The sequence below is a fragment of the Streptomyces sp. NPDC052396 genome (genome assembly GCF_044593195.1).
Lineage (GTDB): Bacteria > Actinomycetota > Actinomycetes > Streptomycetales > Streptomycetaceae > Streptomyces.
This window is the reverse complement of record NZ_JBIUAW010000014.1, coordinates 85855-107911: the sequence shown is the minus strand read 5'-3', so window position 1 is coordinate 107911 and position 22057 is coordinate 85855. Positions and strand designations below refer to the sequence as shown.

Below are 22057 nucleotides of genomic sequence, written 5' to 3'. Positions count from 1 at the left end.
TAGCAAACCGCCTTTCCCGGAAAAACACAAACCCCTGGGGAAGGTTCAGCTGCCCTTGCGGACGGGAAGCATGCCTTCCGGAGCGGCACGATAGGGGCGCGATTCGGACATAGGGTTCGCGATCACAGATGCAGAAGCATCCGGCTGTTGCCAAGGGTGTTCGGCTTCACTCGTTCGAGACCCAGGAACTCGGCAACACCCTCGTCATAGGAGCGCAGCAGCTCGCTGTAGACATCACCGTCCACCGGGGTCTCTCCGATCTCGACGAAGCCGTGCTTCACGAAGAAGTCGACTTCGAAGGTGAGACAGAAAATACGGCGCACCCCGAGCCAGCGTGCGGTCTGCACCAGCTTGTCGAGGAGAGCGTGCCCGACGCCCCAGCCCTTGGCCGCCGGGTCGACCGCGAGAGTGCGCACCTCCGCCAGGTCTTCCCACATGACGTGCAGTGCGCCGCATCCGATGACCGTACCGTCGTCGTCCCGCTCGGCGACCCAGAACTCCTGGATGTCCTCGTAAAGAGTCACCGTGGCTTTGTCGAGCAGGATGCGCTCGCGCGCGTAGGTGTTGATGAGCCGGCGGACGGCCGGGACATCGGAGGTCCGGGCGCGGCGGACGGTGACGATTTTTGCGCGGGCGCGGTCGGCAGTTGCGTCTGGCATAAGCGGACGCTATCGCCCTGGCTCTCCGGGTCCCTCGGCGGGACCGTCGAGTTGCACGATGCGGATGGCGTCGCGCAGGGCTTCGCGTTGTTCGGCCGACATCATGCCGAAGAACGCGACGAGAGCGGCCGCGGGGTTGTCACTCACGGACCACGCTTCGTTCATCAGTGCGGCTGAGTAGGCGGCCCGGTTCGAGACCGCCTCATATCGATAGGCACGGCCTTCGGCTTCCCGGCGCAGCCAGCCCTTCTGATACAGGTTGTCCATTACGGTCATCACGGTCGTGTAGGCGATGGACCGTTCCTGCTGAAGGTCTTCCAGCACTTCTCGAACAGTGACCGGCCGGTTCCACTCCCACACGCGCGTCATGACGGCGTCTTCCAGATCACCCAGGCGTCGAACCACACGGGAATAATAGTGGGACATGTCTCGAATGCCGGTTTATCGCGGCAGCAAAGCGGCGCCAAAAAGGGCGTACGACCCGAGAGAAAGCGGTAAAGCGGTCTCGGATCGTACGCCCCGGGGGCGCGGGCCGCGGATTTCCGCGGGCCGTTGATCAGGCGCCGGAGCCGTTGGCTTCCCGGGCGGCCGCTTCGGCGCGGGCCAGCGCGGCGTCGACGATGGCGTCCTCCTTGGCCTTGTTCGCGCCACCCTGACTGCGGATGATCGTCACCACCAGCGCGGTGAACGCGACCGCCATCACCACGGGCGGGACCAGGGCGGAGACATAGTCCATGGCCGTCGGCTCCTTCTGGGTCGGGATTGGGTGGGGCTGAGCGACCCGTCCAGATTACGCCGGTGTCAGCCGGGTCTCGGCGGGCGGGGCGGGCTTGCGGCGGGGCGGGAAGACCTCGCCCGGGGTGGGAATGGGACGGTCCGGCCGGGGCGCGGCGGGCCTGGGCGCCGGTTTCTCCGGCTGGCTGCCGGGCTTGCGGGCCCCGGGCTTGGCGCCGGGCTTGGGCTCGGGTTTGGGCTGCTCCCCGGCGCCGGCGCCGGCGTAGGCGGGCCGGGCCGGGGGTACGGCCGCCCGGCCCCAGTCCACGGCGGACCCGGCCAGGCTCTCGCAGCGCCGCAGCAGGACGCGGCGGCGGAGGGTCTCGGCGGCGCCGGCCGGGGCGGCGCACAGGGTGCGCAGGGCGGCCAGGTCCTCGTCGTCCGGCCGATGGCCGGCCGTGAGGGCGTCCTGGAGGCGCTCCAGATAGCCGGGGGCGGTGCCGGGCAGGGCGGCGCGGTAGCGGGCGAGGTCGGCGCGGAGGAAGGCGCGCAGCCTGCCGCCCTCACGGGCGGCCTCGTCCACGGCCGTCACCAGGCGGAGGCAGTCACGCCGGTCCGCGTCGCGCTCGGGGCCGGGGCGGCGGATGGGGTGGTCGGGCTGAAGGGCGATGGCGAGGGCACGGCGCAGGACGCGCAGTTCGTTCGCGCTGAAGGCCATGCCGCCGCGGGATCCATAAGGCGTGGGCATGCGCCGACTTTAAGTGCTAAACGGACAAAATTCGCTTATCGCGGAGTTCTTGGCGTGGCTCGCGTCCCGAATTCCGGCCGTAAGCGGCCGGAAAGCCGTAATGCCGGTGGCCCCGCAAACCGGCGGCCCGCAAAGACGGCAAAGGCCGGACGGCCGTAATCGGTCCGTCCGGCCTCCGGGCGGGGCTCAGGCCCGCCCGGCGTTGCGCTCGTACACCAGCCGCAGGCCGATCAGGGTCAGCCAGGGCTCATGCTCGTCGATCACCGTGGCCTCGCCGAGGACCAGCGGGGCCAGGCCGCCGGTGGCGATCACGGTGACCTCGTCCGGGTCGTCGGCCAGCTCCCGGGCCATCCGGTTGACCACGCCGTCGACCTGGCCGGCGAAGCCGTGGATGATGCCGGACTGCATGGCCTCGACCGTGTTCTTGCCGATCACGCTGCGCGGCCGGGCCAGTTCGATCTTGCGGAGCTGAGCGCCCTTGACGCCCAGGGCCTCCACCGAGATCTCAATGCCGGGCGCGATCACCCCGCCCGTGTACTCGCCCCGCGCGCTGACCGCGTCAAAGGTGGTGGCGGTGCCGAAGTCCACCACCACACACGGCCCGCCGTAGAGCTCGACGGCGGCGACCGCGTTGACGATCCGGTCCGCGCCGACCTCCTTGGGGTTGTCCATCAGGATCGGCACTCCGGTCTTGACCCCGGGCTCCACCAGCACGGCCGGTACGTCGCCGTAGTAGCGGCGGGTCATCTCACGCAGCTCGTGCAGCACCGAGGGGACGGTGGAGCAGATGGCGATGCCCTCGATGCCCTCGCCCAGGTCCTCGCCCAGCAGCGGGTGCCGGCCCATCAGCCCCTGGAAGAGCACGGCCAGTTCATCGGCAGTGCGACGGGCGTCCGTGGAGATCCGCCAGTGCTCGACGATGTCCTCGCCGTCGAACAGACCGAGCACGGTCTGGGTGTTGCCGACATCGATGGTGAGCAGCATCAGGCGGCGTCCCCACCGGGCTCGTCCCGCAGGTCCAGGCCGATGTCCAGGATCGGCGCGGAGTGGGTGAGGGCGCCCACCGCCAGGTAGTCGACGCCGGTCCCGGCGTAGACGCGGGCGTTGTCCAGGGTGAGCCGGCCCGAGGACTCCAGCCGGGCCCGGCCGGCCACCAGGGCGACCGCCTCGCGGGTCTGCTCGGGGGTGAAGTTGTCCAGCAGGATCAGCTCGGCGCCCTCCGCCAGCACCGGCGGGATCTGGTCCAGCCGGTCCACCTCCACCTCGATGGGCAGCTCCGGGAAGCGCTCGCGCACCGCCCGGAACGCCTCGGCGACGCCGCCCGCGGCCACCACATGGTTGTCCTTGATCAGGGCCGCGTCGGACAGCGACATCCGGTGGTTGACGCCGCCGCCGCAGCGCACCGCGTACTTCTCCAGGGAGCGCAGCAGGGGCGTGGTCTTGCGGGTGTCGCGGACCACGGCGCCGGTGCCCTCCAGCACATCCGCCCAGGCGCGGGTGGCGGTGGCGATGCCGGAGAGGCGGCAGAGCAGGTTGAGGGCGCTGCGCTCGGCGGTGAGCAGGTCGCGGGTGCGGGTGCGTACGGTCAGCAGCTTCTGGCCGGGCTCGACCCGGTCGCCGTCCTCGGCATGCCGCTCGACCTCGAAGTCCTCGGTGCAGACCACCGAGACGATCGCCTCGGCAACCCGCAGCCCGGCCACCGTGCCGGCCTCGCGGGCGGTGAAGTCACCGGTGCACACCGCGTCCTCGGGGATGGTGGCCACGGTGGTGACATCCACCCCGCCGTCCAGGTCCTCCTCCAGGGCCGCATGGGCCAGGTCCTCCACCAGCAGGGGGTCCAGGCCGGCCTGGGCCAGCAGCCCGGCCAGCGCCTCGTCCAGCCCGCACTCCTGCTCATAGGCCCCGTCGCCACAGGCGCAGTCGGCACCGCAGCCGGGTTCCTCCAGGGTGGTGAGCCGGTACTGGACGTTCTCGGGGGTGCTCACTCGCTGCTCCTTGCGATGGAAGAAGGGGAAGAAGAAGGGGTGACGGGCGGGAAGGCGGGGGTGTCGGTGCCGGTGATGGCCAGGGTACGGTCCGGGCGCAGGGTGACCAGGAGGTGACGGCTCCAGGACTCCTCGTCCCGCTCGGGGCGGTCCTCGCGCCAGTGGCTGCCACGGGTCTCCTCGCGCAGCCGGGCCGCGGCGACCAGCACCCGGGCGACCAGAAGCAGGTTGGCCGCCTCCCAGCTCTCGGTGCCGGGCTCGGCCGGCTTCTCCGGGGCCCGGGAGATCGCCGCCAGCCGCTCGGCGGCGGTGGCCAGGCTTTCCGCAGAACGGAGGACTCCGGCGCCCTCGGTCATGATGCGCTGGATCGTGTGGCGGACCTCGGGGGCGGGCAGCGGTTCGCCCGGCTCCGCACCGGCCGGCACCGGCTCGCCCGGGGCGAGGTCCCCGGCGGCGAGACCCGCGGTGATGTCCTCGGCGATGCGCTCGGCGAAGACCAGGCCCTCCAGCAGCGAGTTGGAGGCCAGCCGGTTGGCGCCGTGCACCCCGGTGCAGGCGACCTCGCCACAGGCGTACAGGCCGGGGACGGTGGAGCGGCCGGCCAGGTCGGTGCGCACCCCGCCGGAGGCGTGGTGCGCGGCGGGCGCCACCGGAATCGGCTCGGTCACCGGGTCGATGCCATGGGCCCGGCAGGCGGCCAGGATGGTGGGGAAGCGCTTGGCCCACATCTCGGCGCCGAAGTGCCGGGCGTCCAGGTACATATGCTCGGTGCCGGTCTCCTGCATCCGGCGCGTGATGCCCTTGGCCACGATGTCGCGGGGGGCCAGTTCGGCCAGTTCGTGCTGCCCGACCATAAAGCGGTGGCCGTCCGCGTCCACCAGGTGGGCGCCCTCGCCGCGCACCGCCTCGGAGACCAGCGGCAGCTGGCCCTCGGCGCCCGGGCCCACCCAGAGCACGGTCGGGTGGAACTGGACGAACTCCAGGTCGGAGACCTCGGCCCCGGCGCGCAGGGCGAGCGCCACACCGTCGCCGGTGGAGACCGCCGGGTTGGTGGTGGCGGAGAACACCTGGCCCATGCCGCCGGTGGCCAGCACCACCGCCGGGGCCCGTACCGCGCCCACCCCGTCGTGCTGGCCCTCGCCCATGACATGCAGCGATACCCCGGCCGCCCGGCCCTCGGCGTCCTTGAGCAGGTCCAGCACCAGGGCGTGCTCGATGGTGTGGATCCCGGCCGCGCGCACCGCCGCCACCAGGGCCCGGGAGATCTCGGCGCCGGTGGCGTCGCCGCCGGCGTGGACGATACGGCGGCGGTGGTGGCCGCCCTCGCGGCCGAGCAGGATCTCGCCGGTCTCGGCGTCGGTGTCGAAGCGGGCGCCGGTCCCGATCAGGCGGCGGACCGCCGCCGGCCCCTCGGTGACCAGGGTGCGCACCGCCTGCTCGTCGCACAGACCGGCGCCGGCCACCAGGGTGTCGTCCAGGTGCTGGGCCGGGGTGTCGCCCTCGCCCAGAGCGGCCGCCACGCCGCCCTGGGCCCAGCGGGTGGAGCCGTCGTCCAGCCGGGCCTTGGTGACCACGGTGACCTGGGCGCCGGCCGCCGCGCAGCGCAGCGCCACGGTGAGTCCGGCCACGCCGGAGCCGATGACCACCACATTGGCGGTGTCCGTCCAGCCGGGGCGGGGGGCGTGCAGCCGTATACCGCTCATCGGTGTGCTCCGAAGTCCGAGAAGTCCAGGGGGATGTTGTCGATCAGGCGGGTGGTGCCCACCTTGGCGGCCACCGCCAGGATCGCCTCGCCGGTGTGGTCGTCGGCGACCTCGGTGAAGTCGGCCGGGTCGACGAGGGCCAGGTAGTCCAGGACCACGGGGGGTTCCATGGCGGCCGCGTGGTCCAGCACCGCCCGGGCGGAGCGGCGGACCGCCGCCGGACCCTCGCCCTCGGCGGCCCGGGCGGTCAGCAGGGCGCGGGAGAGCTCCAGCGCGGAGGCCCGGTCGGCGGGCGCGAGATAGCGGTTGCGGCTGGAGAGGGCCAGGTTGTCGCCCTCCCGGACGGTCGGCACGCCGACGATCTCCACCGGGAAGTTCAGGTCGCGCGCCATCCGCCGGATCAGCGCCAGCTGCTGGGCGTCCTTCTGCCCGTAGAGCGCCGCCTCGGGGGCGGTCAGGTGCAGCAGCTTGGCGACCACGGTGAGCATGCCGTCGAAGTGGCCGGGGCGGTGGGCGCCCTCCAGCCGCTCCCCCATCGGCCCGGCGGTGATCCGCACCTCGGGCTCCCCGCCCGGGTAGACCTCGTCCACCGAGGGGGCGAAGACCACATCGGCGCCCGCCTTCTCGGCCACCAGGATGTCCTCGTCCAGGGTGCGCGGGTAGCGCTCCAGGTCCTCGCCGGGGCCGAACTGCAGCGGGTTGACGAACACGGTGACCACCACCTGTCCGTCGGGCCCGGCCAGCCGGCGGGCCTCGCGGATCAGGGTGGCGTGGCCCTCGTGCAGGGCGCCCATGGTCATCACCACCGCACGGCGGCCCGCGCCGCGCGGCAGGGAGCGCAACTCGGCTGCGTCCCGGGCGAGTTGGATGGTCACTGGTTTCCTCCGTCCGAGAGGACGCCGAGCAGGTCCTCCGCCAGTTCCGGCTTGAGCAGGCCGTGCGCGAGTGCCCGGTCCGCGGTGGTACGGGCCATCGCCAGATATCCGGCGACGGCCTGCGGCGCGTGTGCCCGCAGCTCGGCGATGTGCGCGGCCACGGTGCCCGCGTCGCCGCGGGCCACCGGGCCGGTGAGAGCCGCGTCGCCGCTGCGCAACGCGTTGTCCAGGGCGGCGCCCAGCAGCGGGCCGAGCATCCGGGCCGGGGCGCTCACCCCGGCGGTGCTCAGCAGCTCCATGGACTGGGCGACCAGGGTGGTCAGATAGTTGGCGCCGATGGCCAGGGCCGCGTGGTAGAGCGGCCGGGCGGCCTCCTCGATCCACTCCGGCTCGCCGCCCATCTCGATGACCAGCGCCTCGGCGGCCAGCCGCAGCTCCTCGGGCGCGGTGACGCCGAATGAGCAGCCGGCCAGCCGCTGGACGTCCACCGCGGTGCCGGTGAAGGTCATCGCCGGGTGCAGGGCCAGCGGCAGTCCGCCCGCGCGGCGCGCCGGGTCCAGCACGGCCGCGCCGAACCGGCCGGAGGTGTGCACCAGCAGCTGGCCGGGGCGCACCGCGCCGGTCTCGGCCAGGCCGGACACCAGGCCGGGCAGCACATCGTCGGGGACGGTGAGCAGCACCAGGTCGGCGGCGGCCAGCACCTCGGCGGGGCTGACCAGCGGCACGCCGGGCAGCAGTTCGGCGGCCCGGCGGCGGGAGGTGTCGGAGACGCCGGAGACGGCCACCGGGCGGTGGCCGGCCAGCTTGAGCGAGGCGGCGAGGGCGGGGCCGACACGGCCCGCGCCGACGACGCCGACGGTGAGCCGCGCGGGACGGTCCTGCGCGCTCAGCGGCTCGGAGGTGGGATGTGCGTTCACGCGGCGCGCTGCCTTCCGTTCCAGTCCGCGGGGGTACCGGACGATTCCGTTGTCATGCTACGCGAGGGGGTACCCCCGGGCGCCGGGCGTCCCCAGCCCTGTGGATAACTCCTGGCGGCTGTCCGGCCCGGCCGTCATGATCCCCCCATGACCGATGATTCCCTGCCTGCTGACGCTCTGCCGGTGGACCGGGCCCGGAAGCTGGCCGCGCTGCGCGGCAGCGAGCGGGTGCTCTGCGGCACCCCGCTGGCCGAGACGGTCGGCGAGCGGCTGGCCCGGCTGGCCGCCGAGGCCGACGGGTACGACCTGGACCAGGGCGTGGATGTGTACGGCGACGGCCTGGTCGCCGAGCTGGAGCGGCGCGGGGCCGGGCTGCTGGGCATGGAGGCCGCGGCCTTCTTCCCCAGCGGCACCATGGCGCAGCAGGTGGCGCTGCGCTGCTGGGCCGGGCGCACCGGCTCCCCGGTGGTGGCCCTGCATCCGCTGTCCCATCTGGAGGTGCATGAGCGGGACGCGTATGCCCAGGTCAGCGGCTTGCGCGCGGTGCATCCCACCGATGCGCCCCGGCTGCCGACGGCGGCCGAGATCCGGGAGTTCGAGGAGCCTTTCGGCACGCTGTCACTGGAGCTGCCGCTGCGGGACGCCGGATTCGTCCTGCCCTCCTGGACCGAACTGACCGAGGTGGCCGAGGCCGCCCGGGAGCGGGACGCGGTGGTGCTCCCCCATTGCCTTAAGGGCATGGGGGGACCCCCACGACGGGGCCCGGCTGTGGGAGTGCGCCTCCCACTTCGGGGTCGGCCTGCCGGAGATCGCCGCGCTGGCCGACTCGGTCTATGTCTCGCTCTACAAGTCGCTGGGCGGCCTGTCGGGTGCGCTGCTGGCGGGCCCGGCCGAGCTGGTGGCGGAGGCGGTGGCCTGGCGGCACCGGTACGGCGGCAAGCTGTTCCAGCAGTGGCCGGCGGCGCTGAGCGGGCTGGCCGGGCTGGAGCGGGAGCTGCCCCGGCTGCCGTCCTATGTGGCACACGCCAAGGTGGTGGCGCGGGCGCTGCGGGAGGGGCTCGCCGCGGCCGGGGCGAGCTGGTCCCGGGTGCATCCCGGGGAGCCGCACACCCACCAGTTCCAGCTGTGGCTGCCCTGTCCGGCGCCGGTGCTGGAGCGGGCCGGGGTGCTGCTGGCGGAGGAGGAGCGCACCTGGCTGTTCAACGCCTGGCAGCCGGGCCCGGTGCCCGGCCTGTCCTTCACCGAGGTCACGGTCGGCGCCTCAGCACTGGACTGGACGGCCGCGGCCGTCGGCGAGGCGGTCGGCGCGCTGCTGGAGCGGGTGCCCGGGCACGGGTGAGGCCGGGCGGGGCCACGGCAGGAATCTCCGGAAGGCGGCCTGCCGGCGGGCCGCCCGCTCGTCCACCACGGCCAGGAATTGCCGCCAGGTGCGGAACTCGCGTATCGCCTGCCGCTCGCCGGTGCCGGGGGCGGGCGGGGCCGGGGCCCGGTGCTGAGCGGCGCGGTAGAGGTCGAGGAGGTGCTGCTGGGATGCGTCCATGCGCTCACCGTGCGGGCCGCCGGCCCGGGTTGGCCCGCCGATTGACAGGGATGGTCAATCGACGGCCGCAGGGGGGATTCCGCCCGGAGAATGGGCCCATGAGCGTGACGATCGACATCACGGGGCTGCCGCCGGAGCGGATCCTGTTCCGGGCCTCGCCGCTGGCCGAGCTCTCCAACGCCCTGCATGTACTGGCCGCCCCGGGCCACCACCCCGGGCTGCAGGGCTGGACGACCTCGACCACGGCCGCGCTCAAGCCGGACCTGGCGGACCGGCTGTGCGAGGCGGACTTCCTGTGGGGCCCGCTGATCTCGGACCTTCTGCTGCCCTTCGCCGCGCTGCCGGAGACGGGCGGGGTGCCCGGCGCCACCCTCCGGGAGGAACTGGACCTGGTCGACCGGCTGAATGACGAACAATTTGTCAACTCGGCGCTGGAGATCAACTGTTCCAGCCACTACCGCACCAACGGCCCCTCCCCGCTGTGGGACGAACGGTCCCGCGCCGAGGCCCTGGACCGGGCCGCCGCCCGTGGTCCCCGCCAACTGGAGTTCGCCAAGCGGCTGCTGACCGACCCGCCGGCCGTACGCACCTGGCTGCGCCGCCTGTTGGAGGACTGTGAGGAGGCGTTCTTCGCGGACGTCTGGCAGCGGGTGAGCGTGCAACTGGCCGCGGATGTACGGCACAAGACGGAGGTGTTCCGGCGCAGGGGGCTGCGCGAGGCACTGGCCGAGGTGGGGCCCGCGGTGCATCTGGACGAGGCCGCCGGCCGGATCACCGTGGACAAGCTGACCAGCGGCCGGACCACCGCCGTCGACCCGGCGACCGGACCGGGGCTGACCCTGGTGCCGTCCTGCTTCGGCTGGCCGCATCTGATGGTGCTGCACGCCCCGGGCTGGCGGCCGGTCATCCACTACCCGGTGGACGCGCCCGAAGTGCCCACCCCCGCCTCGCTGGACCTGCTCCAGCTGCGCCTGGAGGCGCTGGCCCACCCGCTGCGGATCCGGATCTGCCGGTTCCTGGCGCGGACCGCGTTCACCACCGGAGAGCTGGCCGCCCAGCACGGCATCAGCGCCCCGGAGGTGTCCCGTCATCTGGCGGTGCTGAAGAAGGCCGGGCTGCTCACCACCCGGCGGCGCGGCCGCTATGTCCTCTACCAGCTGGACCTGACGGTGGTCGCCCGGCTGGGCAGCGACTTCCTGGAGGGCGTGCTGCGGTAGCGGCACCCCGCGTGATCCCGGCCACGGTTTCCCGGCCGGGCACCGCCGTACGGGCCGCCGTTGCCAGACTGCCGGTCATGGATCAACGCGTGGGCCCCGCCGTCACCTTCGGCCTGCTGGCCGCATGGGCGCTGAACGACATCGAGGAACTGGCCACCATGGACCGCTTCACCCGCGAGCGGCTGCCGGTGCTGCGGGCACGCTTCCCCAGGGTGCCGGAGCGGATCTGGGGCTCCATGGCCGAGGTGGACGGGCGCCGGTTCGCCGTGGCCGTCGGCGTGATGGGCGCCATCGTGGCCGCCGCCGCGGCCGACGGCCACCGCACCGGCGGACGTTCCCCCTTCTACCGCGCCACCCTGGACGGCTTTGGGCTGCACGGGCTGGTGCACCTGGCCCAGGCGGCCGCCTCCCGGGGCTACACCCCGGGGGTGCTCACCTCCCCCACCGTGGTCGTCCCCTTCACCCTGTGGGCCCGTACCCGGCTGCGGCGGGCCGGAGCGCTGCCGCCGCCCCGGGCGCGGGACGCCGCCTATGGGCTGGCGCTGGCCGGGGCGGCCGCCGTGGTGAGCCACACGGTGGCCCGGCGGCTCACGGCGCGGACTGGCCGCCGGCCCGTACCAGGCCGCTCTCATAGGCCATGACCACCACCTGAACCCGGTCCCGCAGCCCCAGCTTGGTGAGGATGCGGCCCACATGGGTCTTCACGGTGGCCTCGGAGAGCACCAGCCGGGCCGCGATCTCACCGTTGGACAGGCCCTGCGCCACCAGCAGCATGACCTCCCGCTCGCGGTCGGTGAGCCGGCTCAGCTGCGGGCTGGCCTGCTCCCGGCCGGAGCTGGGCAGCATGGGGGTGAAGCGGTCCAGCAGCCGCCGGGTGGTGCTGGGCGCGACCACCGCGTCCCCGCTGTGCACGGCCCGGATGGCGCCCAGCAGTTCGGCCGGCGGAACGTCCTTGAGCATAAAGCCGCTGGCCCCGGCCTTGAGCGCGGAGAAGGCGTATTCGTCCAGGTCGAAGGTGGTCAGGATGAGCACCTTGGGCGGGTCGGTCTGGGCGCAGATCCGGCTGGTCGCCTCCACCCCGTCCAGCCTGGGCATCCGGACGTCCATCAGCACCACATCCACCGCGGTGCCGCGCAGCACCTCCAGCGCCTCCACACCGTCGCCCGCTTCGGCGACGACCTCCATGTCCGGCTGGGCGGCCAGCACCATGCGGAAGCCGGTGCGCAGCAGCACCTGGTCGTCGACGAGCATCACGCGGATCGGCATGCGGGGTTCCCTCTCATCTGTGCTCATTCATGGTTGTCAGGGCTCAGCGGCGCTGTCCCGGCTCAGCGGCCGGCCTTGGCGGGCAGCAGCACACTGATCCGGAATCCGCCGCCCGGGCGGGGCCCCGCGTCCAGGGTGCCGCCGACCATACCGACCCGCTCGCGCATGCCGATCAGTCCATGGCCCATGCCGTCCGCGCCGCCGGAGTCATAGAGCTCGTGCTGGGCGCCCCGGCCGTCGTCCTCGACCAGCAGCCCCAGGCCGTCGTCGAAGTAGGTCAGCCGGACGCTGGCGCCCACATCCGGCCCGCCGTGCTTACGGGTGTTGGTCAGCGCCTCCTGGACGATGCGGTAGGCGGTCAGCTCCACGCTGCTGGGCAGCGGCCGGGCGGCGCCCTCCACCTGGTAGTCGACCGGCAGCCCGGCGCCGCGCACCTGCGCCACCAGGTCCTCGATCTGCCCCACATCGGGCTGCGGGACGTATTCGCCGCCCCCGCCGCCGCCGTTCTCCTCGCTGCGCAGCACGCCCAGCAGCCGGCGCATCTCGGCCAGCGCCTGCCGGCCGGTGCCGGAGATGGTCTCCAGGGCCTGCTTGGCCTGCTCCGGCGAGGAGTCCAGGACATAGGCGGCGCCGTCCGCCTGCACCACCATCACCGAGACATTGTGCGCGACCACATCGTGCAGTTCCCGGGCGATCCGGGCGCGCTCGGCGGTGACCGCCATCTTCGCCTGCTGCTCGCGCTCCTTCTCCAGCCGGGCCGCCCGCTCCTCCAGCTGGGCCCAGTAAGCGCGGCGGGTGCGCATGGAGTCGCCCAGCACCCAGGCCAGCAGGAAGGGGACGCTGGCGAAGCCCATGGAGAACAGGTTGTGCGCGGTGCCGGGCGAGGGTTCGGGCCAGCGCAGGAAGTAGAGCACCGCCGCCAGCACCCCGCCGATCAGCGCGAACCGCGAGGCCCAGCGCTTGCTGCCGGAGGCCACCGTGTAGACGATCACCAGCATGGCGAAGTCAAAGATGTTCGCCGGGATGTCCAGCAGCAGCTGGGCCACTCCGGTCAGCGTGGCCAGCAGCAGCATGCACACCGGGAACCGCCGCCGCAGCGCCACCACCACGGACATGGCGCAGGTCACCCCGGCGACGGCCAGCCGGTGGCCCCCGGCCGTCCCCGCCGTGCTCATCGCGCCGAGCCCGAGCAGCAACAGGGCCCAGGAGCTGTCCACCCAGGTGGGGTGTCTGCGGAGGAAGTCGTAGAGGCGCTGCACGTCACCCAGCGTAGGCACGCCGCCCAGGCGCGTGGGTCAGCCCGGCGATCGATACCGTCCCCTCGCATCTACTCCCCAAGGTGGAGGGCCCGGGACCATGGGGCCGTCCTAACGTGTGTATATGACATCCGTAGCGCGTCCCTGGCGGGAGGCGGCCCAGGCCGCCCTGTACGGCCCCGGTGGCTTCTACCGCCGCCCGGAGGGACCGGCCGGGCACTTCCGCACCTCGGTCCATGCCTCCCCGCTGTTCGCCGAGGCGGTGCTGGAACTGCTGGGCCGGGTTGACGCTGCCCTGGGTCACCCCGCCGAACTCACCTTCACCGATATGGGTGCCGGGCGAGGCGAGCTGGTGACCGCGGTGCTGGACCGCTGCCCGCCGGAGCTGGCCGGGCGGCTGCGCCCGTACGCGGTGGACCTGGCGGACCGGCCGGACGGGCTGGACCCCCGCATCACCTGGCAGGACGCCCCGCCGCGCGAGGTGACCGGGCTGCTGCTGGCCAATGAGTGGCTGGACAACGTCCCGCTGGATGTGGCCGAGACGGACGGCCGGGGCATCCCCCGCCTGCTGCTGGTCCAGGAGGACGGCGAGGAGCTGCCCGGCGAGGCGGTGCGGGGCGCCGATGCCGAGTGGCTGGCCCGCTGGTGGCCGCTCCAGGGCGCGCCGCCCGGCAGCCGGGCCGAGATCGGGCACCCCCGGGACGCGGCCTGGGCCCGGGCGGTGTCCGGCCTGCGGGCCGGGCTGGCGGTGGCCGTGGACTACGCGCACCGCCTGATGTCCCGGCCGCCGTTCGGCACCCTGACCGGGTTCCGGGACGGCCGCGAGGTACGGCCGGTGCCGGACGGTTCCTGCGACATCACCGCCCATGTCGCCCTGGACTCCTGCGCGGGACCCGGCGCGGTGCTGCTGAGCCAGCGGGCGGCGCTGTCCGCGCTGGGCCTGGACGGCCGGCGCCCGCCGCTCTCCCTGGCCTCCGCCGACCCGGCGGCCTATGTCCGCGCCCTGGCCTCGGCCGGCGAAGCCGCCGAACTGACCTCGCCCACCGGGCTGGGCGCCTTCACCTGGCTGGTACAGCCGGTGGGTGACGCCTGCACGGACGTACTCACGGCCGCCGACGGCGCGGCCGCACCACGGGAGAGCTGACCCGGTTCCGCGGGTGGGGAACGAACCCCGGCCCCCGCCCTGGGAAACTGGACCCATGACGGAAACAACGTTCGGCATCGGCGGCGCAGCCGAAAGCACTGACATGGTGCTGAACATCGGCCCCCAGCACCCCTCCACCCACGGCGTGCTCCGCCTCCGCCTCACCCTGGACGGAGAGCGCGTCCGCACCGCCGAACCCGTCATCGGCTATATGCACCGCGGCGCGGAGAAGCTCTTCGAGGCCCGCGACTACCGCCAGATCATCATGCTCGCCAACCGGCACGACTGGCTCTCCGCCTTCTCCAACGAGCTGGGCGTGGTCATGGCCGTGGAACGCATGCTGGGCATGGAGGTCCCCGAGCGCGCGGTCTGGCTCCGCACCCTGCTGGCCGAGCTCAACCGGGTCCTCAACCACCTGATGTTCCTGGGCTCCTATCCGCTGGAGCTCGGCGGCATCACCCCGGTCTTCCACGCCTTCCGTGAACGCGAGGAGCTCCAGGCGGTGCTGGAGGAGGTCTCCGGGGGCCGGATCCACTACATGTTCAACCGGGTCGGCGGCCTCAAAGAGGACCTGCCGTCCGGCTGGACGGACCGCGCCCGGCACGCGGTGGCCGAGGTGCGTTCCCGGATGGACGTCTACGACCGCCTGGTGCTCGGCAACGAGATCTTCCGGGGCCGTACCCGGGGCGTGGGCGTGCTCACCCCCGGGACGGTGCACGCCTATGGGGTCAGCGGGCCGATCGCCCGTGCCTCCGGCGTCGACTTCGACCTGCGCCGGGACGAGCCGTACCTGGCCTATGCCGAGCTGGCCGACGTACTCAAGGTGGTCACCCGCGAGGAGGGCGACTGCCTGGCCCGCTTCGAGTGCCTGCTGGAGCAGACGCACAACGCGCTGGCGCTGGCCGACGCCTGTCTGGACCGGCTGGCCGAACTCCCGCCCGGCCCGGTCAACCAGCGGCTGCCCAAGGTGCTGAAGGCCCCCGAGGGGGCCACCTACGCCTGGACCGAGAACCCGCTCGGCCTCAACGGCTACTACCTGGTGTCCAAGGGCGACAAGACGCCCTACCGGCTGAAGCTGCGCTCGGCGTCCTTCAACAACATCCAGGCCCTGGTGGAACTGCTGCCGGGCACGCTGGTCGCCGACATGGTGGCGATCCTGGGATCGCTGTTCTTCGTCGTCGGCGACATCGACAAGTAGCCCGCCCGGCCCGGCCGTTGCCGGCCGGGCGGCCGCGTCAGATGGCGCTGCGCAGCTCCACCACGTCGATCTGCTCGGTGTCATCGTGCGCGGTCAGGTCGATGACCTCGCCCTCGGCGGCATCCGCACCGTCCTGGGCCAGGGCCTCCTCGGCCTCCGCGCCGACGACGTCCGCCAGGTCCTGCTCCTCCACCGGGCGGGCGGCGGGCACCGCCGGCTTCCGGTTGTTGCCGAAGAAGTCGAACCCGCCCTGGGTGCGCGCCACCGGCACGGCCGGCACCCGCCGCACCAGCCCGCTGGAGGTCACCGCGGCCGCTGCCGCCCGGGCCGAAGGGACGGCCGTCTCCGGGGACTTGACCGCCTGGCCTCCGGTCGCCGCCGGGGCGGCCGGGACGTCGGTCGCCGCCGGGACGCCGGCCTCGCCGGCCGGCCGCTCTGCCGAAGCGGCCGCGCCCAGTGGCGCCTTGCCCGCCGGAGCCGCCGTGGACTTCGCCGGGGCCACCGGGGCCTTCACCGGGGCCACCGGGGCCTTCACCGGGGCCGAGGGCTTCACCGGGGCGCCGCCCAGGACCGTCTCGCCTTCCACGGGCAGGCCCGCGGGCAGGTCCGTAGGTACGTCCGTGGGTAGGTCCGTGGGTACGTCCGCGGGCACGTCAGTGGAGGCATCCGGCACATCCGTGGGCGCGACCGTGGACGCGACGGAATCCCGCGTCCGTTCCACCGCCACCCGCTGGCGCTCGCCATTCACGGCGAGGTCGCGCAACGCGTCCGCCGCCGCCTGGTAGGCCGCCGCGGCCCCGGCGGCCCCGGCCGCGCCGCGAGCCGCCGGCAGGGCACTCGCGCGGGCCTGGATCGCGGACTCCAGGGCCAGTGCCACCCGGGGCACGCCCGCCTTCTCCCGGCCGTTCTCCAGCAGGCGCCGCCCTTCCAGCGCGCTGGCCCGCCCGGTCTCGGCGGTGGCATAGCGGCGCAGCAGGTCGGCGTGCTCGGTGCGCAGCCGGGCCAGCTCCGCGCGCTTGCCGCGCAGCTTGCCCTCCAGCCGGGTGCGGGCCTGGCGGGTCTCCTCCAGGTCCGTCTCCAGCTCGGCGATCCGCTCGTCGGTCTTCCACTCGTCCCGTACCCGGGCGGCGGTGAGCTGGGCGACCCGCTTTCCGGCGGCCCGGTCCCAGCGGCGCATCAGCACCGAGCCGACCACCGCCGCCGCGGCCGCGGCGGCCGCGAGGCCGCGGATGACAACCGGTTCGTCCACGGTCCACGCACTGGCCGCGCAGGCGACGGACGTCGCGGCGACCAGCGCGGAGGGAAGAAGCCGGTGCAGGGAGGTCGAATGGCGGTGGCGTCCTCGTGGCATGGCCTGAAACTTACCGTGCGTTGCTGCGAAAGTGTGACTCCACCACCAAACCGTTCTCTTGATCTTACGTCTTCCCTACTTCTTCTCCTTGCCGCTCAACAGCCCCTTGTCCTTCACATACTGCGCGGCCACATCGGCCGGCTTCAGCCGCTCGGTGTCCACCTTCTTGTTGAGCTCGGAGAGATCGGCCGTGGTCAGCACCTTGTTGAGTTTGTTCAGCGCGTCCGCGACCCGCTGCGAACCCGCCTTGCCCGCATTCACCACCGGCAGCACGTTGTCGGAGTTCTGCAGCTTCTTGTCGTCCTGCAGGGCCACCAGCCCGAACTGCTCCAGCGTGGCGTCCGTGGTGGTGGTCAGGACCATCTCGTCCCGGCCGCTCTTGACCGCCTGCTTGGCCTGGGTGCTGCCGACCTCCAGCGGGTCTATACCGGTGATGTCGATGCCATAGGTCTTCTCCAACCCCGGCTTGCAGAAGGGCCGCTGGGCGCATTCGTCGCCCGCCGCCAGCTTGACCCGCTCCTTTGACCGGCCCAGGTCGGAAAGCGTCTTGAGCTGGTGTTTCGCGGCGAACTCGGCGGTGACCGCGAAGGCGTTCTGATCCACCGCACGGCCGGCGTCCAGCACCTTCAGCCCCCGGGGGCCGGCCAGTTCGCGCAGTGCCTTCACCGTGGCGCCGGTATCGGAGGAGGCCACCTCATGGGCGTCCTTGCCGTTCTGTTTCTTGTTCAAGAATTCGGCGAGGGTGGCGGCATACTCCGGGACCACATCGATCTGCCCCTTCTCCAGCGCCGGTTCATAGAGCTCACGAGCATCCACGGTCTTGATCGACGTGCTGTATCCGGCGTCCCTGAGCAGCGCCGCATATATTTCCGCAAGCACTTTCGACTCGGTGAACGAGGCCGAGCCGATCACCAGCGAACCCTGGCCGGATCCGGACCCTCCGCCTCCGCTGCCGGACTTCTCCAGGCTATGGCCGCCACAGGCGGTGAGCCCGGCCGTCAGCGCGGTGGCGCCGGCCATCGCCAGCAGCGCCCGCAGGGTCCGCGTGCGGCGCGGGGTGGTCCTGGTCATGCGGCAACTCCATCCTCAGTGAAAAACTCCCGTGCCTCCGGGAGTCATGGCAGTCGTCAAGCAGCGCTACCCCGCCACGGGCTGGACATCCGCGGATTCCCGGGGAACCGCCGTCCGGGCGCCGCCACGCCGGCGGGAGCGGGCCAACAGCCGCTCCAGGGCCGCGAACAGACCCTCGACCAGCAGCGCCAGCGCGGCCACCAGCACCGCCCCGGCGACCACCTGGGCGGTATAGGTCAGCCGGAAGCCCGCGGTGATGATCCGGCCCAGGCCGCCGCCCCCGACCATGGCGGCAATGGACACCGTGGCCACCACCTGCACGGCAGCCGAGCGCACCCCCGTCATGATCATCGGCAGCGCCAGCGGCAGCTCCACCCGCCCCATCACCTGACGGCCCGACATCCCCATGCCACGGGCGGCCTCGACCACATCGCGGTCCACCTCGCGCATGCCCACATAGGCGTTGGTCAGCAGCGGGGGTATCGCGAACAGCACCAGCGCCAGCACCGTCGGCCAGGGGCCGTACTCCCCCAGCGGACTGAGCGTCAGCAGCACCAGCACCGCGAAAGTGGGCACCGCCCGGCCCGCGTTGGAGATGTTCACCGCCAGGGCACCGCCCCGGCCGGTGTGCCCCAGCAGCACCGCCGGCGGCAGCGCCAGCGCACAGGAGATGAACAGACAGGCCACGGTCAGCTGGAGGTGTTCGGCCAGCCGGTGCCAGACCCCGTCTCCACCGGACCAGTGCGAGCCGGTGGTCAGCCAGTTCCAGGTCTCCCCAGCCACTCCCATCAGGCCACCGCCTTCCGCCGGGCCCACCGGGGGCCGCCGCGCCGTCCGCCCCTGGTCCAGGGGGTGAGCAGCCGCTGCACCAGCAGCAACGCCAGATCGGCCACCACCGCCAGCAGCACACAGAGCACCGAGGCGGTGAGCACCTGGGCCTTGAACACACTGTGCAGGCCCTCGTAGATGAGATTGCCCAGGCCGCCGTAGCCGACCAGGGCACCGACCGTGGTCAGCGAGACCGTGGAGACCGTGGCGATCCGCACCCCGGCCATCACCGCGGGCAGCGCCAGCGGCAGCTCCACCCCGAACAGCAGCCGCAGCGGCCCGTAGCCCATGCCGCGCGCCGCCTCCCGGGCCTCCTCGGGAACCGCGGCCAGTCCGGCCAGGATGTTGCGTACCAGGATGGTCAGCGAATAGAGCACCAGGCCGGTGACCACCACCGAGGCCGAGAGCCCGAAGACCGGCACCAGCAGCGAGAACATCGCCAGCGAGGGCACCGTGTAGAGCACCGTGGTCAGGCCCAGCACCGGGCCGGCCGCGGCCCGCCAGCGGCGGGCCAGCAGCGCCAGCGGAAAGGCGATCAGCAGCCCTATGGCCACCGAGGCCACGGTGATGCCGATGTGCTGCACGGTGGCATCCGTCAACTCCTGGCCCCGCGTGCGCACATACTCGCCGCAGAACCAGTCGTTGCGGACCAGGCAGTTGGCGCCCCGATCCGGCATCCGTGCTCACCTCCCCCTTGGCCTTCACCGACGGTCACTGGCGACCCTAACCCCCGCCACTGACAATCGCCTCCGGACGGAAACACAACCGTCACGTCAGCCCGGGCGCAATGTCCGACCCCGCCTGCACAATTGGGGCGTGATCCGTTTCGAGCACGTGACCAAGCGCTACGCCGATGGCACCACCGCCGTGGACGACCTCTCCTTCGAAGTGGCCGAAGGCGAGCTGATCACGCTGGTCGGGCCGTCCGGCTGCGGCAAGACCACCACCATGAAGATGGTCAACCGGCTGATCGAGCCGACCGGCGGCCGCATCCTGCTGGACGGGGCGGACATCGCCCAGAGCGACCCGGTCGAGCTGCGCCGCCGCATCGGCTATGTGATCCAGCAGGTCGGCCTGTTCCCGCACCGGACGGTGCTGGAGAACACCGCGACCGTCCCGCACCTGCTGGGCTGGCCGCGCAAGAAGGCCCGGGAGCGCGCCGCCGAGCTGCTGGATCTGGTGGGCCTGGACCCGGCCGTCTACGGCGACCGCTACCCCGACCAGCTCTCCGGCGGCCAGCGGCAGCGGGTGGGGGTGGCCCGGGCGCTGGCCGCGGACCCGCCGGTGCTGCTGATGGACGAGCCCTTTGGCGCCGTCGACCCGGTGGTGCGGGAGCGGCTGCAGAACGAGTTCCTGCGGCTGCAGTCCCAGGTGCGCAAGACGGTGCTGTTCGTCACCCACGACATAGAGGAGGCGGTTCGCCTGGGGGACCGCATCGCCGTCTACGGCCATGGCCGTATCGAGCAGCTGGACGCCCCGGCCGCGGTGCTGGGCGCGCCCGCCACGCCCTATGTGGCGGACTTCGTCGGCGCCGACCGGGGCCTGAAGCGGCTCTCCGTCACCTCGATCGAGGCGAGCGACCTGGAGCAGCCGCCGGTGTTGCACCTGGACGACCCGCTGCCGGGCGCCCTGCGGCGGCTGGAGTCCGGGCAGGCCCGCTGGGCCGTCGTCCTGGACGACCGGGAGAACCTGCACGGCTGGGTGTCGGCGGAGGCGCTGGACTCGGCCGGCGGCCGGGGCACGGTGCGCGACCACGCCCGGCACATGGACGCCTGGCTGCCGCTCGGTGCCTCGCTCAAGCAGGCGTTCAGCACCATGCTCCAGCACGACGCGGGCTGGATCGCGGTGCTGGACGGGGAGCACTCCGACCGCTTCCTGGGCGTGCTGACCCCGGCCCGGCTGCATGAGGCGCTGCGCCGGTCCATCGGCGCGGACGCGGTGGGCGCCGAGCGCGCGGACGTCGACCTGCGGACGGTCTCGGGGGCCTGAGCCCCCGGGCCCTAGGCCCGTGTCGCGCCGCCGCTCTCGTCGTCGTCCTCCGGCAGCCGGCAGACGCGCTCCATAAAGAACGCGGCGGCCACCACACAGGCCCCCGCCACCACCGAGGATCCGGCGTAGATGGCCTGGTCGCGGCGGGCCGGGTCATCCAGGCCGAGAGTGAGCAGGAAGACCCCCACCCCGCCGTACGCCCCGGCCACCAGGGCCGCCACCAGGGCGCTGGCCTGCGCGAAGACCACCGCGCGGGCGGCCAGCAGCGGATCGACGCCCTTGGCGCCGGGCCGCCGCTCCCGCTGGGCGCGCAGCCGCGCCCGCAGCGAGAACGCGGTCGCGGCCAGCACCGCGGCGATCACCGCCAGCACGATCGGAGCCGCCACCGGCACCCGGGGCAGGGTGCCGAAGGAGTCCCACAGCCGGGCGCCCGACCAGGAGAGCACCCCGGCCGCGGCGAACAGGCCGAGCAGCACCCCGATCCGAAGTTGCTTCACCGAGCCGTCGCCCCTCGTCATCATTGGTTGTTCTGCGGTTGCGCGCGCCACCGCGCACGGTCAACGGCTACTCGGGCAGCCGGAGTTCCAGGTCGACCCGGGCCCGTACGCCCTCGCGGCCCACGGCGGTCAGCAGCTCGGCGACCCGGCCGTGGCCCGGGACCACGGCCTCCGGGTCCACGTCGTACCACGGAACCAGGACGAAGGCGCGCTCATGGGCCCGCGGATGGGGCAGCGTCAGCACCGGATCGTCGGAGACCACATCCTGGTAGGTGACGATGTCCACATCGATGGTGCGCGGGCCCCAGCGCTCGTCCCGCACCCGCTCGAAGGCCTCCTCGATGGCGTGCCCGCGCTCCAGCAGCGAACCCGGCGGCAGGGTGGTCTTCACCATCACCACGGCGTTGTAGTACGCGGGCTGGGAACCGGGCTCCACGCCCCAGGGCTCGGTCTCGTACACCGGGGAGACCCTTTTGACCCGGACTCCGGGGGTGTCCTCCAGGGCGTCGATGGCCCCCTGCAGGGTCTCCAGGCGGTTGCCCAGGTTGCTGCCCAGGGACAGCACGGCCCACTTGGGGTTGGACAGGGTCACATCGGCGGCGTCCACCTGTTCCACCACGGAGGCGGGCACCGGCTGCACGGTCGGGTCGCTGCTGCTCATACTCGGCTCCGGGTGATCGTGACGGTCACATCGTCGAAGGGCACGGTGATCGGAGCGTCGGGCTTGTGCACCACGACCTCCACCTCCCGCACCGCGTCATGCTTGAGGCACTGCTGGGCGATCCGCTCGGCCAGGGTCTCGATCAGGTCGACCGGCTCGCCCTGCACAATGCCGACCACCTCCTCGGCCACGATGCCGTAGTGCACGGTCTTGGTGAGGTCGTCGTCGGCCGCGGCCGGCCGGGTGTCCAGGCCCAGCACCAGGTCCACGATGAAGGTCTGGCCCTCCTCGCGCTCCCGCGGGAACACCCCGTGATGCCCGCGAGCCTTCAGGCCGCGCAGCGCGACACGATCCACACGAATCACTCCTGCTGGTCGTCGGTGACGGGCGTCGCCGTCCCGGCCTTCGACCGGGATACCCAACATCGAATCTACCTGC

General features: G+C 72.8%; 24 protein-coding genes and 1 pseudogene. 6 read left to right on the top strand and 19 right to left on the bottom strand.

Annotated features, from left to right (window positions below):
* Positions 1-122 precede the first annotated feature (122 nt).
* The 9 genes from ACIHFE_RS29520 to ACIHFE_RS29480 all read right to left on the bottom strand — a co-directional run bounded on the left by ACIHFE_RS29520 (position 123) and on the right by ACIHFE_RS29480 (position 7601).
* On the bottom strand, positions 123-659 hold the full coding sequence (locus ACIHFE_RS29520) for an amino-acid N-acetyltransferase (RefSeq protein ID WP_400111366.1): 537 nt from the start codon (positions 657-659) through the stop codon (positions 123-125).
* Between the two features lie 9 nt (positions 660-668).
* Entirely contained in the window at positions 669-1064 is a 396-nt protein-coding gene (locus tag ACIHFE_RS29515; protein WP_400111364.1) for a BlaI/MecI/CopY family transcriptional regulator, read from the bottom strand.
* Between the two features lie 151 nt (positions 1065-1215).
* On the bottom strand, positions 1216-1395 hold the full coding sequence (locus ACIHFE_RS29510) for a hypothetical protein (RefSeq protein ID WP_400111362.1): 180 nt from the start codon (positions 1393-1395) through the stop codon (positions 1216-1218).
* A 54-nt stretch (positions 1396-1449) separates the two neighbouring features.
* Positions 1450-2121 carry a hypothetical protein gene (locus ACIHFE_RS29505; RefSeq protein WP_400111361.1) on the bottom strand — a complete coding sequence of 224 codons (672 nt, stop codon included), beginning with the start codon at positions 2119-2121 and terminating at the stop codon, positions 1450-1452.
* Positions 2122-2307: 186 nt separating this feature from the next.
* Complete coding sequence (locus ACIHFE_RS29500; RefSeq protein ID WP_400111359.1) at positions 2308-3105, bottom strand: type III pantothenate kinase; 798 nt, start codon at positions 3103-3105, stop codon at positions 2308-2310.
* Positions 3105-4106, bottom strand: coding sequence for a carboxylating nicotinate-nucleotide diphosphorylase (nadC, locus tag ACIHFE_RS29495; protein WP_400111358.1), 1002 nt, complete (start codon positions 4104-4106; stop codon positions 3105-3107). The genes ACIHFE_RS29500 and nadC overlap by 1 nt, the downstream gene beginning before the upstream one ends.
* Positions 4103-5809 carry an L-aspartate oxidase gene (locus ACIHFE_RS29490; protein WP_400111356.1) on the bottom strand — a complete coding sequence of 569 codons (1707 nt, stop codon included), beginning with the start codon at positions 5807-5809 and terminating at the stop codon, positions 4103-4105. Before ACIHFE_RS29490 ends, nadC begins: the two co-directional genes overlap by 4 nt.
* Positions 5806-6684: a pantoate--beta-alanine ligase gene (gene panC, locus ACIHFE_RS29485; protein ID WP_400111354.1), complete on the bottom strand. Its 879-nt coding sequence runs from the start codon at positions 6682-6684 to the stop codon at positions 5806-5808. The genes ACIHFE_RS29490 and panC overlap by 4 nt, the downstream gene beginning before the upstream one ends.
* The gene (locus tag ACIHFE_RS29480; protein ID WP_400111352.1) at positions 6681-7601 is read right to left on the bottom strand and encodes a Rossmann-like and DUF2520 domain-containing protein; all 921 of its coding nucleotides are present in this window, start codon (positions 7599-7601) and stop codon (positions 6681-6683) included. Before ACIHFE_RS29480 ends, panC begins: the two co-directional genes overlap by 4 nt.
* A gap of 147 nt (positions 7602-7748) precedes the next feature.
* Between ACIHFE_RS29480 and ACIHFE_RS29475 the strand changes: the two are divergent.
* Positions 7749-8940 (top strand): annotated as a pseudogene (locus tag ACIHFE_RS29475) (threonine aldolase family protein).
* On the opposite strand, the gene ACIHFE_RS29470 reads toward ACIHFE_RS29475, so the two are convergent.
* A complete protein-coding gene (locus tag ACIHFE_RS29470) occupies positions 8863-9141 on the bottom strand; it encodes a hypothetical protein (RefSeq protein WP_400111351.1) in 279 nt (92 codons plus the stop codon). The pseudogene ACIHFE_RS29475 and the gene ACIHFE_RS29470 overlap by 78 nt on opposite strands.
* Positions 9142-9239: 98 nt before the next feature.
* On the opposite strand from ACIHFE_RS29470, the gene ACIHFE_RS29465 reads away from it, so the two are divergent.
* On the top strand, positions 9240-10358 hold the full coding sequence (locus ACIHFE_RS29465) for a DUF5937 family protein (RefSeq protein ID WP_400111349.1): 1119 nt from the start codon (positions 9240-9242) through the stop codon (positions 10356-10358).
* 77 nt (positions 10359-10435) lie between these two features.
* Positions 10436-10999: an HXXEE domain-containing protein gene (locus ACIHFE_RS29460; protein WP_400111347.1), complete on the top strand. Its 564-nt coding sequence runs from the start codon at positions 10436-10438 to the stop codon at positions 10997-10999.
* Here ACIHFE_RS29460 and ACIHFE_RS29455 read toward each other — a convergent pair.
* Positions 10947-11624, bottom strand: a complete 678-nt coding sequence (locus ACIHFE_RS29455) for a response regulator (protein ID WP_400111345.1) — start codon at positions 11622-11624, stop codon at positions 10947-10949. The two genes, ACIHFE_RS29460 and ACIHFE_RS29455, sit on opposite strands and share 53 nt — an antisense overlap.
* A gap of 62 nt (positions 11625-11686) precedes the next feature.
* On the bottom strand, positions 11687-12883 hold the full coding sequence (locus ACIHFE_RS29450) for a histidine kinase (RefSeq protein ID WP_400111343.1): 1197 nt from the start codon (positions 12881-12883) through the stop codon (positions 11687-11689).
* Between the two features lie 121 nt (positions 12884-13004).
* On the opposite strand from ACIHFE_RS29450, the gene ACIHFE_RS29445 reads away from it, so the two are divergent.
* A complete protein-coding gene (locus ACIHFE_RS29445) occupies positions 13005-14024 on the top strand; it encodes an SAM-dependent methyltransferase (protein ID WP_400111341.1) in 1020 nt (339 codons plus the stop codon).
* A gap of 55 nt (positions 14025-14079) precedes the next feature.
* Entirely contained in the window at positions 14080-15222 is a 1143-nt protein-coding gene (locus ACIHFE_RS29440) for an NADH-quinone oxidoreductase subunit D (RefSeq protein WP_400111339.1), read from the top strand.
* Positions 15223-15259: 37 nt separating this feature from the next.
* Here the strand turns inward: ACIHFE_RS29440 and ACIHFE_RS29435 are convergent, their stop codons facing one another.
* The 4 genes from ACIHFE_RS29435 to ACIHFE_RS29420 form a co-directional block, all read right to left on the bottom strand.
* Positions 15260-16573 carry a hypothetical protein gene (locus ACIHFE_RS29435; RefSeq protein WP_400111337.1) on the bottom strand — a complete coding sequence of 438 codons (1314 nt, stop codon included), beginning with the start codon at positions 16571-16573 and terminating at the stop codon, positions 15260-15262.
* Between the two features lie 75 nt (positions 16574-16648).
* Positions 16649-17644: an ABC transporter substrate-binding protein gene (locus tag ACIHFE_RS29430; protein ID WP_400111335.1), complete on the bottom strand. Its 996-nt coding sequence runs from the start codon at positions 17642-17644 to the stop codon at positions 16649-16651.
* A gap of 66 nt (positions 17645-17710) precedes the next feature.
* A complete protein-coding gene (locus ACIHFE_RS29425) occupies positions 17711-18433 on the bottom strand; it encodes an ABC transporter permease (RefSeq protein WP_400111334.1) in 723 nt (240 codons plus the stop codon).
* Complete coding sequence (locus ACIHFE_RS29420; protein WP_400111332.1) at positions 18433-19149, bottom strand: ABC transporter permease; 717 nt, start codon at positions 19147-19149, stop codon at positions 18433-18435. The genes ACIHFE_RS29425 and ACIHFE_RS29420 overlap by 1 nt, the downstream gene beginning before the upstream one ends.
* A 139-nt stretch (positions 19150-19288) precedes the next feature.
* On the opposite strand from ACIHFE_RS29420, the gene ACIHFE_RS29415 reads away from it, so the two are divergent.
* Positions 19289-20461 carry an ABC transporter ATP-binding protein gene (locus tag ACIHFE_RS29415; RefSeq protein ID WP_400111330.1) on the top strand — a complete coding sequence of 391 codons (1173 nt, stop codon included), beginning with the start codon at positions 19289-19291 and terminating at the stop codon, positions 20459-20461.
* A gap of 11 nt (positions 20462-20472) precedes the next feature.
* On the opposite strand, the gene ACIHFE_RS29410 is transcribed toward ACIHFE_RS29415, so the two are convergent.
* The 3 genes from ACIHFE_RS29410 to folB form a co-directional block, all read right to left on the bottom strand.
* On the bottom strand, positions 20473-20958 hold the full coding sequence (locus tag ACIHFE_RS29410) for a DUF3180 domain-containing protein (protein WP_400111328.1): 486 nt from the start codon (positions 20956-20958) through the stop codon (positions 20473-20475).
* A 67-nt stretch (positions 20959-21025) separates the two neighbouring features.
* On the bottom strand, positions 21026-21619 hold the full coding sequence (gene folK / locus ACIHFE_RS29405) for a 2-amino-4-hydroxy-6-hydroxymethyldihydropteridine diphosphokinase (RefSeq protein WP_400111326.1): 594 nt from the start codon (positions 21617-21619) through the stop codon (positions 21026-21028).
* Positions 21616-21975, bottom strand: a complete 360-nt coding sequence (folB, locus tag ACIHFE_RS29400) for a dihydroneopterin aldolase (protein ID WP_109282573.1) — start codon at positions 21973-21975, stop codon at positions 21616-21618. The genes folK and folB overlap by 4 nt, the downstream gene beginning before the upstream one ends.
* Between the last annotated feature and the right edge of the window lie 82 nt (positions 21976-22057).

Coding starts and splice junctions, on each gene's coding strand:
- ACIHFE_RS29520 (WP_400111366.1), bottom strand. CDS start 659: ATGCCAGACGCAACTGCCGACCGCGCCCGCGCAAAAATCGTCACCGTC.
- ACIHFE_RS29510 (WP_400111362.1), bottom strand. CDS start 1,395: ATGGACTATGTCTCCGCCCTGGTCCCGCCCGTGGTGATGGCGGTCGCG.
- ACIHFE_RS29505 (WP_400111361.1), bottom strand. CDS start 2,121: ATGCCCACGCCTTATGGATCCCGCGGCGGCATGGCCTTCAGCGCGAAC.
- ACIHFE_RS29500 (WP_400111359.1), bottom strand. CDS start 3,105: ATGCTGCTCACCATCGATGTCGGCAACACCCAGACCGTGCTCGGTCTG.
- ACIHFE_RS29490 (WP_400111356.1), bottom strand. CDS start 5,809: ATGAGCGGTATACGGCTGCACGCCCCCCGCCCCGGCTGGACGGACACC.
- ACIHFE_RS29470 (WP_400111351.1), bottom strand. CDS start 9,141: ATGGACGCATCCCAGCAGCACCTCCTCGACCTCTACCGCGCCGCTCAG.
- ACIHFE_RS29465 (WP_400111349.1), top strand. CDS start 9,240: ATGAGCGTGACGATCGACATCACGGGGCTGCCGCCGGAGCGGATCCTG.
- ACIHFE_RS29460 (WP_400111347.1), top strand. CDS start 10,436: ATGGATCAACGCGTGGGCCCCGCCGTCACCTTCGGCCTGCTGGCCGCA.
- ACIHFE_RS29455 (WP_400111345.1), bottom strand. CDS start 11,624: ATGCCGATCCGCGTGATGCTCGTCGACGACCAGGTGCTGCTGCGCACC.
- ACIHFE_RS29445 (WP_400111341.1), top strand. CDS start 13,005: ATGACATCCGTAGCGCGTCCCTGGCGGGAGGCGGCCCAGGCCGCCCTG.
- ACIHFE_RS29440 (WP_400111339.1), top strand. CDS start 14,080: ATGACGGAAACAACGTTCGGCATCGGCGGCGCAGCCGAAAGCACTGAC.
- ACIHFE_RS29435 (WP_400111337.1), bottom strand. CDS start 16,573: ATGCCACGAGGACGCCACCGCCATTCGACCTCCCTGCACCGGCTTCTT.
- ACIHFE_RS29430 (WP_400111335.1), bottom strand. CDS start 17,644: ATGACCAGGACCACCCCGCGCCGCACGCGGACCCTGCGGGCGCTGCTG.
- ACIHFE_RS29425 (WP_400111334.1), bottom strand. CDS start 18,433: ATGGGAGTGGCTGGGGAGACCTGGAACTGGCTGACCACCGGCTCGCAC.
- ACIHFE_RS29420 (WP_400111332.1), bottom strand. CDS start 19,149: ATGCCGGATCGGGGCGCCAACTGCCTGGTCCGCAACGACTGGTTCTGC.
- folK (WP_400111326.1), bottom strand. CDS start 21,619: ATGAGCAGCAGCGACCCGACCGTGCAGCCGGTGCCCGCCTCCGTGGTG.